Source organism: Paenibacillus mesotrionivorans (genome assembly GCF_046098205.1).
GTDB classification, from domain to species: domain Bacteria; phylum Bacillota; class Bacilli; order Paenibacillales; family NBRC-103111; genus Paenibacillus_AR; species Paenibacillus_AR mesotrionivorans.
The window spans coordinates 287403-299894 of the sequence record NZ_JBJURJ010000002.1 but is presented as its reverse complement, the minus strand read 5'-3'; the positions used below and the strand labels follow the sequence as shown (position 1 = coordinate 299894).

General features: G+C 56.7%; 8 protein-coding genes. 5 read left to right on the top strand and 3 right to left on the bottom strand.

Features of this window, described 5'->3' with window-relative positions; genetic code table 11:
• Positions 1 to 253 precede the first annotated feature (253 nt).
• From ACI1P1_RS03715 to yyaC, 3 genes are all read left to right on the top strand, one after another.
• On the top strand, positions 254 to 2647 hold the full coding sequence (locus ACI1P1_RS03715) for a PAS domain S-box protein (protein WP_416215015.1): 2394 nt from the start codon (positions 254 to 256) through the stop codon (positions 2645 to 2647).
• 122 nt (positions 2648 to 2769) lie between these two features.
• Entirely contained in the window at positions 2770 to 4458 is a 1689-nt protein-coding gene (locus ACI1P1_RS03710) for a formate--tetrahydrofolate ligase (RefSeq protein WP_416215014.1), read from the top strand.
• Positions 4459 to 4604: 146 nt separating this feature from the next.
• On the top strand, positions 4605 to 5177 hold the full coding sequence (yyaC, locus tag ACI1P1_RS03705; protein WP_416215013.1) for a spore protease YyaC: 573 nt from the start codon (positions 4605 to 4607) through the stop codon (positions 5175 to 5177).
• 546 nt (positions 5178 to 5723) lie between these two features.
• Here the strand turns inward: yyaC and serS are convergent.
• Positions 5724 to 7013: a serine--tRNA ligase gene (serS, locus tag ACI1P1_RS03700; protein ID WP_416215012.1), complete on the bottom strand. Its 1290-nt coding sequence runs from the start codon at positions 7011 to 7013 to the stop codon at positions 5724 to 5726.
• 724 nt (positions 7014 to 7737) lie between these two features.
• Between serS and ACI1P1_RS03695 the strand changes: the two genes are divergently transcribed.
• Positions 7738 to 9585: an ABC transporter ATP-binding protein gene (locus ACI1P1_RS03695; RefSeq protein WP_416215011.1), complete on the top strand. Its 1848-nt coding sequence runs from the start codon at positions 7738 to 7740 to the stop codon at positions 9583 to 9585.
• Between the two features lie 97 nt (positions 9586 to 9682).
• Here the strand turns inward: ACI1P1_RS03695 and ACI1P1_RS03690 are convergent, their stop codons facing one another.
• Positions 9683 to 10129, bottom strand: a complete 447-nt coding sequence (locus ACI1P1_RS03690; protein WP_416215010.1) for a bactofilin family protein — start codon at positions 10127 to 10129, stop codon at positions 9683 to 9685.
• Positions 10130 to 10131: 2 nt separating this feature from the next.
• Positions 10132 to 11121, bottom strand: coding sequence for a M23 family metallopeptidase (locus tag ACI1P1_RS03685; protein ID WP_416215009.1), 990 nt, complete (start codon positions 11119 to 11121; stop codon positions 10132 to 10134).
• Positions 11122 to 11368: 247 nt separating this feature from the next.
• Here ACI1P1_RS03685 and ACI1P1_RS03680 point away from each other — a divergent pair, with 247 nt between their 5' ends.
• Positions 11369 to 12457: a ParM/StbA family protein gene (locus ACI1P1_RS03680; RefSeq protein WP_416215008.1), complete on the top strand. Its 1089-nt coding sequence runs from the start codon at positions 11369 to 11371 to the stop codon at positions 12455 to 12457.
• The last annotated feature ends 35 nt before the right edge of the window (positions 12458 to 12492 follow it).

Below are 12492 nucleotides of genomic sequence, written 5' to 3'. Positions count from 1 at the left end.
CCTTGTAACCTAAGGCAAAAGCAACAGCAGCATATAAGCCGAAAGCCCTCCAAAAGGGCTTTCGGTTTTTTGCTATACCCGTTTAAGGGCTGCGCTCTGACCATACACTTCTTGAATTTCCTTTGACAGGAGTTTTTTTCATTTTTAACTGGGAAACTGGTAAGGTTTAACGTAGAATTAGCTTATAGGGAATGGCGTCTCTTGCTGCCACTGGCAAGGTAAGCCATGGGAGTTGGAAGGGGACATCTTAAGGATGATACGGAGAGGCAAAACGGTTGCAGTTTTGATTTCGGTGGCGTTCGTCAGCCTGATGCATATGACAGTTTGGTTTCGTGACGGGAGATTCCCCGCGTTCCAGCCTGCCGGGCTGGTATGGCTTCTGGGATTTGTGGGTACAGCCTATGCTGCCGGCTATTATTATGACAAGGCGGAGGGGCGCAGCCGGGCTGACCTTCAGCGGCAAACCGGTGCGGCATCTTTTGCGGAAGCGCAGGACAAGCAGGAGGAATTTAAGCTGTTGGGCATCCAGCCGGATCCTGTGTTTCTGTTTGATGGGAATGAGCCTGTCTACCTGAATGCCGCCGCCGAAAAATGGCTGGCCTCCACCAGATTGGCAAGCTACCGCCAACTGCTCCAATTCATTCATCCCGAGGACAGGAAAAGGCTGGAGGGCATTGCCGCCCCGGAGCCGGACCAGTTCCGACGGATGGAGCTGCGCAGCTTAAGCCCCGAGGGACTGGAGCAGGAGAGCGAATGGATATTCACTTGTTTCCTCGCTTCCGGCAGGCTCTTGCAGCAGGTGACCATTCGCGGGTTGTTCGGGCAACGGCGGATCCGTCAGGAGCTGGAACGATCGGAGCGTTCGTTTAACGAAATTCTGCGCCATCAGCAGGGCATTATTTTCAAATACATAGGCAATGCCGAAGGAGATTTCAAGTGTACGCTCTGGACGGGGGAGCTTGCTCTGAAGCTGGGACTTCCCGATGAACGGATCATCGGCCGTACGCTCCAGGAGGTGTTCCCGCCGGAAACCGCCAAGTCGATCCGCTACTATTTCCACATCGCGTGGGAGGAGGAGCGGCAGGTGGTTTTTGAGACCAGCATCGCATCCATTCCATGCCTGATTACGCTGCAGCCCTTCGGAGGTGAGGCGGAGGGACGGGAAATTCTGGGCTATTGTATGGATATCAGCGAACGGAAGGAAACGGAGGCAGAGCTGACCTGGACCAAGGAGATGCTGGAGTCCTTCTTCAACAATACCTCCGATGCCATTTGTGTGACAGATTTGAACGGGGACACCCTGCATGTGAATGAGGCGTTTATGGGGCTGTTCGGATGGTCCTACGAGGAATGTATCGGCAAAAGCGTCTATCTTACTGTGCCCGCTGACTTGCAGGAGGAGGTGCAGAACTTTCATGAGGTGGTGGAATTCGGCGGCCATATCAGCGGTTATGAAACCCGGAGGATCAAGCGCAATGGCGAGGAGTTTGATGTGAGCGTTACCATTTCGCCTATCCGCAACAATGCCGGGAATGCCATCGCCATCGCTTCCATCTCACGGGACATTACCGACAACAAACGGGTAGAGGCGGCACTCCGCCGCAGTGAAATGAAATACAGGCTCATCGCGGAAAATATGACGGATATCATCGGCGTGCTGACTCCGCAGGGCGATATCGAATATTGGTCACCCTCCAGCCGGTTTCTGCTGGGAACGGAGCCGGAGGAATTGATGGGGCAATGCGTCTGCCTTATGATTCACCAGGATGACAGAAGCAAATTAAAGAAGCTGCTTCAGGACTCCATTTTTTCCCAAGCTGTGGAGGTGGTGGAGCTGAGGTTCCGGCATTCGGCGGGCCAATGGGTTGTATTGGAGGTGTCCTGCCGCTGTATCCCCGATTTGGAGCTGGGGGAAGAGACGAATTTGCTTATTGTAGGACGGGATATCACCGAGCGCAAGCAGGCAGAGGAAATGCTGCTGAAATCGGAGAAGCTATCGGTGGTTGGGCAGCTTGCCGCCGGAGTTGCCCACGAAATCCGCAACCCGCTAACTTCGCTGAAGGGCTTTTTGCAGCTGCTCCAGCAAAGAACCAACGAGAACGAGTTTTTCTTCGAGCTGATGCTGTCGGAACTGGACCGGATCAATAATATTGTCAGTGAGTTTCTTGTGTTATCCAAGCCGCAGATTACCAAGATGGAGCCCCGCAACCTGGTGCAGGTTGTCCGGGTGGTCATCGCGTTTTTAACCAGCCAGGCTCTTCTGAACAATGTTCAAATCGTCACCCATGTGTTGACTGAGGATGAGGTGATCGTGGATTGTGATGAGAACCAGCTGAAGCAGGTTTTTATTAATTTGCTGAAAAATGCGGTGGAATCCATGACCATGGGCGGAACAATCAATGTGAGCCTCTCCCACCCCGTTCCGGGCAGGGTGAACGTCCGCTTCGAGGACCAGGGGCAGGGCATTCCTCCGGAGAGGCTGCAGAAGCTGGGAGAGCCCTTTTATACCACCAAGGAAAAAGGAACCGGCCTGGGGCTTATGGTCAGCTTCCGGATTATCCAGGAGCACGGCGGCACGGTGAAGGTTCAGAGTGAGGTGGGCATCGGGACGATTTTCGACGTTAATTTGCCGGTCCGGGTGAACTAGAAGGGTGAACTAGAAGTTGGTGCCCCCCAAATCGGGGGGCAGTCGTTTTTCCTGTCCAAATATGGTATTCTGTTGGCATGTGCAAGGATGTTTTCCATAAATCAAGGACAGGACCAGGTGAAATGATGGCAACAGGAGCAATCGTCAGTGATATTGAGATCGCACGGCAGGCCCGCATGGAGCGGATCGGCGTCATTGCGGCGGAATTGGGGCTTCACGAAGAAGAGTGGGAGGGGTATGGACGTTACAAGGCCAAGATTGACCTGAACGTTCTGCGCCGGTTGGAGAACAAGCCGGAGGGCAAGCTGATTCTGGTGACCTCTATTAACCCCACTGCAGCAGGCGAAGGCAAAACAACGGTCAGTGTGGGCTTGGCCCAGGCGCTGAACCGGATCGGGCGCAAAACCGTGCTTGCGGTGCGGGAGCCGTCCTTGGGCCCCTGCTTCGGGCTGAAGGGAGGAGCGGCAGGCGGGGGTTATTCCCAGGTGGTGCCGATGGAGGACATCAATCTGCATTTTACCGGGGATATGCATGCCGTTACCTCGGCCCATAATCTGCTGGCGGCTCTGATCGACAACCATCTGCAGCAGGGTAATTCCCTCGGGCTGGACCCCCGCCGGATCGTGTGGAAGCGTGTGGTGGACATGAATGACCGCGCGCTGCGCCATATTATGATCGGCATGGGCGGCAAAACGGAGGGTGTGCCCCGGGAGGACGGCTTCGAAATAACCGTCGCTTCCGAAATTATGGCGATTCTCTGTCTGACTGAAGGGCTGGGCGAGCTGAAGGAGGCCCTCTCCCGGATGCTCATCGGCTACACCTATACAGGACAAGCGGTATATGTGCGTGATCTGCAGGCTCAAGGGGCCATGGCGGTGCTGCTGAAGGAAGCGGTGAAGCCCAATCTGGTGCAGACGCTGGAGAATACCCCGGCGCTGGTCCACGGCGGCCCCTTCGCCAATATCGCCCACGGCTGCAATAGCCTTACGGCAACCCGGATGGCGCTGAAGCTGGGTGAGTATGCCGTGACGGAAGCGGGCTTCGGCGCGGATCTGGGTGCAGAGAAGTTCCTGCACATCAAATGCGGCAAAGGGAGCTTGAGTCCCGCAGCGGTAGTAATCGTTGCTACGGTCCGGGCGCTGAAGCTGCACGGCGGCGCAGCCAAGGATGTGCTTGCCCGCGAGGATTTGGCTGCATTGGCCCGTGGGTTTGCCAACCTGCAGAAGCATGCGGAGTCCATTGCAGCTGTCCGCCTGCCTTTTGTGGTGGCGGTGAATGAGTTCCCCACAGATACCGAAGGTGAAGTGGAGCTGTTGAAGAAGCTGTGCCGGGAGCATGGCTTTGCGGTGGAGCTGTGCCGGGTATGGGAGCAGGGCGGAGCCGGCGGCGAGGGTCTGGCCCGGGCCGTTGTGGCAGCTGCCGAAGGGGCGGGGGAAGGGTTTGTTCCCGCATACCGGGCAGATGATGAGATTCCGGTCAAGGCGGAGGCCATTGCCCGGACCTTCTACGGTGCGGAGGGTGTAAACTTCTCGGATAAAGCCCGCAAACAGATTGAGGAGTTCAAGAAGAACGGCTGGGACAAGCTGCCCCTCTGTATGGCCAAAACCCAATATTCCCTCTCCGATCAGGCAGCTCTTGTGGGCAGGCCGGAGGGTTTTACCATTACTATCCGCGAGCTGAAGCCCTCCCTGGGTGCAGGCTTTATTGTAGCTATGACGGGAGATATTCTGCGGATGCCGGGTTTGCCTAAGGTGCCGGCGGCTCTGCGGATGGACATCGACCAGGACGGCACCGTTCACGGGTTGTTCTAAGTGGACACGCATGACAGGGGCATCCTTGGCATGATACGCGCAGTTGGAGGCAAAAAAGGCAGATTTCAGGACGTGCTGTAATACGGGCTGTTCTATGATTGGGCCGAGGACAATGCGGGAGAAAGATAGATGGAGGTTTTGGACAGATGGCCCAACAGTGGTCCGGGGGACCGGTAGTTTCTCCAGGTGCGGGAAGCGGCTGGCGCAAAACGGCGGGCGGAAGCAAGCTGCCGGAGCTATTCCGGCGCCTCCGTATGTCGGGTGTGGGCCGGGAGCAGCTGGTGTTCCTGTGTATCGGCACCGACCGTTCCAGCGGCGATGCCTTCGGTCCGCTGACAGGGACGCTGCTGCAGGAGGCAGGCTACGCGCGCGTAGTTGGGACGCTGGACCGCCCCTGCGACGGGGATACCTGGGGGGAGCGCATTTTGGAGCTGGAGGCTATGCTGGCCGCTCCGGGGTGCAGGCTGGTGGCGGTGGACGCCTGCTTGGGAACCGCCGCCAGCACGGGTCTGTTCCTGATGCGGGAGGGGCCCCTGGTTCCCGGGGCTTCGCTCCGCCGTGGACTGCCGCCGGTGGGGGATTACTCCATCGGCGGCATTGTCTGCGAGAACAGGGCGCATCCCTACACCGCCCTGCAAACAGCACCCTTGGGAAGGGTGCTGCCGATGGCCCGCCAGGTGGTCCAGGCGGCGCTGGAGATTTTCCCGGCGGAGGCGTGATAACGCCTGGTGGTAAGTGTGTATGCCGCATAATGTGAAGAAGCCCGGCCTAATTGGCCGGGCTTCTTGGCGTTATATTGCGCATAACGCTCTTCGAAATCTTTCATTGCAATTGTTCATCGCAATTCTTCATCTACTACGTCATTATGCCGCTCCTGCGCTAACGGAACTCAGAAGCGCTTACGTGCATCTTCGGGCTAACTGGAACTGTAATGGAACTCAGAAGCTCTTACGAGGTTCTTTGGGACTAATCCGGATTGTAACGGAACTCAGAAGCGCTTAGCGCCCTTCGGAGCTCCTGTTTTACCGCAATTCAGCCGCTAAGCGCTTCGTAGTTCCGTTAAAAAGATAAACAGTCGAATTTGCCCGGCTAAGAGGCGCTGAGTTCCGTTACACGCAATCCCAGCTGTCGGTGAAGCGCGTAGACGGACCTCAAAAAGCCATTGTGTGAAGGAGCAGGGCCACGGCTGTCACCCCCCGGTACGGTGACCGGGCGGGGTACCCCCCTTTGGTGGCTGACACCGCTGCTAACTTTTGACGTTCCAATCACAGCACCTGTGGAGGCTCCAGCTTGGTCAACCCGTTCATATACGGCTGCAGGGCGGCCGGGATCCGGACCGAGCCGTCCTCCTCCTGGTGGTTTTCCAATAACGGGATGAGAATCCGCGGCGTCGCCACCATGGTGTTGTTTAGTGTATGGCAAAAACGCAGCTTGCCTTCGCTGTCCCGGTAGCGGATATTGGCGCGTCTGGCCTGGAAGTCGTGCAGGTTGGACGACGAGTGGGTTTCCCCGTAGGCCTCCCGGCTGGGCATCCAGGTTTCGATGTCGTATTGCTTATAGGTTTTCTGGGACATATCGCCGGCGCAAACCGCCATTACCCGGTAGGGCAGCTCCAGACGCCGGAGCAGTTCTTCGGCGTTTGCTGTAATCTCCTGGAGCAGCCGCTCCGACTCTTCGGGATCATTCCGGCAGAGCACTACCTGCTCCACCTTGGAAAACTGGTGCACCCGGTACAGTCCACGGACATCCCGGCCGGCAGCACCCACCTCGCTGCGGAAACAAACGGACGATGCCGCCAGGCGCAGAGGTTGGTCCACATCCACAATCTCTCCGGCATAAAAGGATACCAAAGGCACCTCCGAGGTACCTGCCAGGTAGCTGTCCGCACCCTCCACCCGGTAAACCTGATCCCGGCCCAACGGAAAAAACCCGGTATTTACCAGCGCTTCTCCCCGCACTAACAGGGGGACCTCCATCCACTGATAACCCCGCTCTGCCAGCATATCCATGGCCAGCTGCTGGACAGCCCGGTGCAGCGCCACGCCCGCTCCCGTCAAATAATAGCTGCGGGCGCCTCCGGTTTTGACACCGCGGGGAACATCCGCCAAGCGGTGAAGCTCCGCCAGGGCCATATGGTCCCGTGGCGCGAACGCCCACTCCGGCAGGCTGCCTACATGGCGCACTGCCACATTGTCCGCATCCGAAGCACCGGCCGGCGTATCCGGCGACGTGATGTTCGGAGCTAGCAGCAGCAGCTCATGGACCACAGTGTCTGCCTTTTGCAAATGCTCCTCCAGAAAGGACAACCGCAAATTCCATTCCTTGACTTGGGCCTTAGCTGTTTCAGCCTCGGACTGTCGTCCCTCCTGCAGATGGCGCCCCACCTCCTGGGAAAGCCGGTTGCGGGCCTGCCTCCCCTCCTCGGTTTGGGTGAGCAGCCGGCGCCTGTTCTCATCCGCCTGAAGCAGCTCCTCCACCGAAAAGGCGATCCCCTTGCGGTCCGCCGCCTCCTGTACAGCCTTGCTGTGCTGCCGAATCCATTTCATGTCTAACATCCGTATCCGCTCCTGTCCGCTGAATGTCTCCGTAAGAAAATGTGCCCGAACGGGCATTTTTCCCGGAAAAATGCAAAAAGCGCCCTCATCCGTATGGGACGAGGAGCGCTTGGACTCGCGGTGCCACCCAACTTGACCGGAATTTCCTCGACGGATAATTCCGATCCTCTTTGGTTCCGCGGTAACGGGCGGGCCGGTAAACTTGGAAGAGAGGGTAGCTAGCTCCGCTCTTCTTAGCGAATACGCCTCGGAGTTGGAAGCTCGTCATCGGCTAATGCTGCTTTTGAATTAGTTGCTAGTATACATGATTCCAGGGGCGGCTGCAAGGGAGGCTCGGCTGGGAATAAGAAGTATGGTAACCTGATGGATGATGCTGGATATGAAATTTCGAGTATAATCTCTGGAAAATCCGCAAAACGAACGATTGTATATGAAATATCGACTATATTTCCTGTGTCAGCGCCGAATTCAGGAAGTTATGTATGAATTTACGAGTATAATCGAATAATTTAGGCCCGGAGAGGCAACTTGTGTATGAAATTTCGAGCTCAGCCATTGGGCATATGCGGCTCTTTGGAGCCCTGCGGCGGTACAATCAGGAACACGACACCCATAAAACACTGCGGGCGAGCCTGTATACCGGCAGATGGTTGCACCGGACCCGCATGCGTGGGAAAATGGAGAGCATGGGAGTGTTTACGATGAATGGACCGGAGGAGTCATCATGCGGATGGGCGGGATGTACGGCGGGGGAATGCCGCCGGGAGGAATACATAAGGGGCCGGATTCGCCCAAAGCCAAGTGGAGCGAAATGGATTTTGCCAGAGCTTTTAAGCTGTTCAAGCCATATACCCGTCTATTGGGGCTGATTCTGCTGTTGGCGCTGGCATCGGCTTTGATCGGATTGGTGCCGCCTTTGCTTGTCAAGGAGGTGGTGGACCATGCCATTCCCGACGGGAATAAAGACTTGCTTTTGGAGATGGTTTTGCTGATGGTGCTGCTGCCAGTGGCAGCCGGACTTTTGGGCGTGTGGCAGAACCACTTGAATAACAAGGTCGGCCAAAGCGTCATGCGGGACTTGCGGCATAAGCTGTTCGGGAATTTGCAGCGGCAATCCATGGCCTTCTATACGCACTCCAGGTCGGGAGAGATTATCCAGCGGCTGACAGGAGATGTCCAGGCGGTACAAGGAATCGTAACGGGGACCGTGGTGAATGCCATTACCCAAGCGGCAATTACCATCACCACAGCGGTTATTTTGATCCGGCTAAATTGGCAGCTTGCTTTGATTGCCCTTGTTATTCTGCCCTTGTTCATCTGGCCCGTACGCCGGGTATCGGCTACCCGGAAGCGGCTGCGGGTGGAAACCCAGCGGGCCCGCGGAGAGATGTCCGCCATGCTGGGGGATCTGTTCGGTATTTCCGGAGCAATGCTCACCCGGTTGTTCGGGAGAGAGGGATACCAGGAGCAGCGGTTCGGCACCTTCAATGAAAAAGTCATGGGGCTGGAGCTGAGGGTCAATCTGGTGGGTCGCTGGTACTCCATGGCAGTTGGGCTGCTGGCACCATTGGGAACGGCCGTGATTTTCTGGTACGGCGGGGTTTCCGTTATGAATAACAGCTTAACGGTGGGCGGCATTGTCGCGTTTGTATTTTATGCGGGGCGGCTTTACGGGCCTGTGACGACCTTGTTGAACCTTCATGTAGAGGCGGCCACGGCCATGGGAATATTCGTCAGGCTGTTTGAGTACATGGATATGGAGCCGGACATCAAGGATGCGCCGGAGGCGCAGGAGCTCTATAATATAGCGGGGCGTGTGGAATACCGGAATGTGTCCTTCCGCTATGGCGGGTCTTCTCAGGGGAAACATGCTCTTCGCAGCATCAGCTTCCAGGCGGAGCCGGGAGAGCTGGTAGCCATTGTCGGCCCCAGCGGCGCGGGCAAAACCACCCTGATTGGCCTGTTGGCCCGGCTGCATGATCCAACCGAAGGGGTAGTAGAGGTGGACGGTAAGGCTCTGAGGATGATTACCCAAAGCTCTTTGCGCAAAGGCCTGGCCTTCGTCACTCAGGATTCCTTCCTGTTCCACGCCACCATCCGGGAGAATTTGCAGTTTGCCCGGCTGGATGCCACGGACGCGGAATTGGAGCAGGCCTGCCGAGATGCCTACATTCATGACATGATCGCCGGGTTACCCGAAGGCTACGACACTATGGTCGGCGAACGGGGACACCGGCTGTCCGGCGGCGAACGCCAGCGGCTGGCGATTGCCCGGGCCATCCTCCGCAATCCGCGGATTCTGGTGCTGGACGAGGCCACCTCCCATCTGGATTCGGAATCGGAGGCCTATGTCCAGGCGGCGTTGGAGCGGCTGATGCTGGGACGCACTACGCTGGTGATTGCCCACCGGTTGTCCACCATTCTGGCAGCTGACCGGATCCTGGTGCTGGAGGAAGGCAGACTGGCCGAGCAGGGCACCCATGAGGAGCTGCTGGCCCAAAACGGTCTCTACGCCAGACTGTACCGGACCCAATTCCTGAAGAGTACCCCCAAAAGTGAAGCGAAGCTCTGAAGCGTAGTCCGGGTACTTTTGGGGGTGCCCCCGGAAACCAAAATCCCAAAAGTGAAGCGAAGCTCTGAAGCGCAGTCCGGGTACTTTTGGGGGCCCTTTACATGGCGATTGAATCGCCGAAGGCGCTGCCCATCATGGACGGGGGCGCCTTTTCCTGCGGCACGGAGGGGAGCTCCAGACCTTCCGGCGCCTTGCTCTCCATACGGCTGCCGCCGTTAAAGACGGCTCCTTCGTTGACCACCAGACGGGAGGCGCTGGAGTTTCCGTTCAACTGCCCGCTGGTCAGAATGGTCAAGCTCTCCTTGGCGGTCACATTGCCGTGGACTGCCCCGGCAATCACCACATTCCGCGCATGAATGTTGGACTTCACAATCCCCTTTTCACCGATGACCACATCTCCTGCACTTTCCACATCCCCGTGGATGGTGCCTTCAATCCGCACCCCTGCCTGGGAGCGGATCTTCCCTTCGAACACACTCCCCTCTCCTATGACCGTATCCATGGCGTCGGGGTTGGTACCTGCCGTTTTCTTTTTGCTGAACATGGTTATTCTTCCTTTCGCGTACCCTTTAGATAGGTGTTGGGATCAACGCTTTTATTATCCTTCAGCACCTCGTAATGGAGGTGGGGACCTGTGCTTCTTCCCGTGGAGCCCACAAGCCCGATTTCCTGACCCTTCGTTATTTCTTCCCCCTTCTCCACTCCGATTTTGCTCAAATGCATGAACCACGTTTTGAGGCCGTTACCGTGGTCGATCACAATGTTGTTGCCATGATAGGAATCATTGCCCGTGCTGCTTACCTTTCCGTCTGCCGTTGCGTGGACCGGAGTACCTGTTTTGGCTCCAATGTCCAGACCGCTGTGATAGACCATGGAGAAGGTAAAGGGGTCCCGACGCATGCCGAAGGGGGAGGTGATGGTCCGGGATTCCACCGGCCAGATGCTGGGTATGTGGGCCAGACGGAGCTGCTGCTCCACTACCCGGATTTTGGTCTCGCTTAACTGGGTGTACAAGGATTCCATGGAGTCGAAAATGGTATTGTAATGCTCGGTGGTTTGGGCGATGAGCTCATCTGTGTCCTGGTCGGTTACGGCTCTGCTGGAGCCGCCTATACCCGCGGAATCTTCGTCCTTCGGCAGGACTCCGGCCTGCCCTCCTGAACCGCCGCCCAGTCCGACCAACCGCTGCATTTCCTCCTCCAGCTTGCGGATTTCCTCCATCCTCTGGTCCAGCTCCCCGGCTTGCTGGGACAGCCGCAGCAGCTCCTCTTGAAGATGGTCGATGGTTGTATCCCGTCCCGACACATTGCTCTCATAGATCCGGGTTTGTTCGTTCAGCACCGTTTGCAGCTCATGGCTGGTCCGTTTGGCGGAGAAGGCATGGTAGGTGGACAAATAGGCCCAAGAGCATACGGCTCCAAACAGCAGAGGGACGGCAACCATGGCCAAAACCGGGATACGCAGCCGCAGCACGGATTGGCGGGGATCGCGGATGAGCATGACGGTGTAGTGCTTCAGCTGCAGTTTTGCTTTCATGAACGTTCTCCTGATGGTAGTTTAACCGCTGCGCCGGCATCTCGCCGGGCAGGCCCGGTCCGCAAGTGATGTAGACTTTTAAGAGTTGAAGTTCGTCAAAAAATGCCGAAAACCTGCATATTTTGAATAATAATTAGAAAATGATTCCATAGTCCCGGAGGATTTTGGCATAAAAAATAGAAATTCTAACCAATGGACTACATGGTACGGTCCGGGAATTTTAATGACCTGTCAGGGGGAATACATAATGAAAGTGGCTGGCCTGGATCTGGGGAATGACAGCATCAAGCTTGTGCTGGATGGGGGAGGAGAGCCTCTTCTGGTTCCCAACGTAGTGGCGCCCGGCTTTGAGCGCCATATTCTGCAGGAGGAGGATCAGCCGTTAAAGGCCTTGGATGTAATCGTGCATAGCCCCAAGCTGGCAAAAAACGGGGAGCGCTCTTTCGTAGGCCTTTTGGCCATGGAGAATGAGGATAATACGGAGCTGGAGGATATGGATAACAAGGCTCTATCCGATCAGTCCCTGATTGTGGCGCTGACCGCACTTGCTTATGCCGGTGTTGCTACAGGCTCTGCCAGCCAGAGCGGCTACCAGGGGTATGACGAGGTGGAATATGTCCTGGGCACAGGTTTGCCGGTGAGGGCTTTTTCCCGGTATAACAGAAGCTTCGAGGAACGGCTGGTGGGAGAGCATGAGGTGACCTTTCTCACCACTCCCCGGCTGCGCAACCGCAAGGTGAAGGTTATCGTAAGACGGGCCATTGTATCCATTGAGGGTGCGGCAGCGGTATTCCACATGGCCACTCACGATTCCCTGCAAATCCGTGATGAGGAGCTGTACCACGGCACTATCGGGGTTTGTGAAATCGGCGCCCTGACCACGGATTTTCCCTTGATCAAACGGATGAATATCGACAACCAGTTCAGCACCGGAGAGCAAATCGGCTTGGCCCACTACATGGATATGATCATTCGTGAGGTGGAGGACCAGTACGGCTACCGGTTCCCCAGCCGCTCCAAGCTGGCCCAGCGGATCAAAGCCCGTGAATTCACCATCCGGCGAATGGGGGAGGGGCAAACGGATATCAAGCCCATTGTGGATATGTACTTTACCCGGGCGGCCAACCGTATGGTGGAGCTGATCAAAAAACGCTGGAAGAAGGTTCCCGATATCCAATGCTTCTATGTCATTGGAGGGGGCGCGGCGGCATTAAAGCCGTACCTCCAGGCCGCTGCGGGCAGCTTGAAGCTGCGCTTCGCTGACGAAAGCGAGCTGCTGAACGTATACGGCTATTACAAGCTGGCGAAGAGCAAAACTGCGGTGCAGAAGGCCTAACCAAGCAAAACAAAAAAATAGAAACGCAAAAAACG

Bases quoted from the DNA above. Each gene is read 5' to 3' on its own strand.
- ACI1P1_RS03715 (WP_416215015.1), top strand. From the start codon at position 254: ATGATACGGAGAGGCAAAACGGTTGCAGTTTTGATTTCGGTGGCGTTC.
- ACI1P1_RS03710 (WP_416215014.1), top strand. From the start codon at position 2,770: ATGATGGCAACAGGAGCAATCGTCAGTGATATTGAGATCGCACGGCAG.
- yyaC (WP_416215013.1), top strand. From the start codon at position 4,605: ATGGCCCAACAGTGGTCCGGGGGACCGGTAGTTTCTCCAGGTGCGGGA.
- serS (WP_416215012.1), bottom strand. From the start codon at position 7,013: ATGTTAGACATGAAATGGATTCGGCAGCACAGCAAGGCTGTACAGGAG.
- ACI1P1_RS03695 (WP_416215011.1), top strand. From the start codon at position 7,738: ATGCGGATGGGCGGGATGTACGGCGGGGGAATGCCGCCGGGAGGAATA.
- ACI1P1_RS03690 (WP_416215010.1), bottom strand. From the start codon at position 10,129: ATGTTCAGCAAAAAGAAAACGGCAGGTACCAACCCCGACGCCATGGAT.
- ACI1P1_RS03685 (WP_416215009.1), bottom strand. From the start codon at position 11,121: ATGAAAGCAAAACTGCAGCTGAAGCACTACACCGTCATGCTCATCCGC.
- ACI1P1_RS03680 (WP_416215008.1), top strand. From the start codon at position 11,369: ATGAAAGTGGCTGGCCTGGATCTGGGGAATGACAGCATCAAGCTTGTG.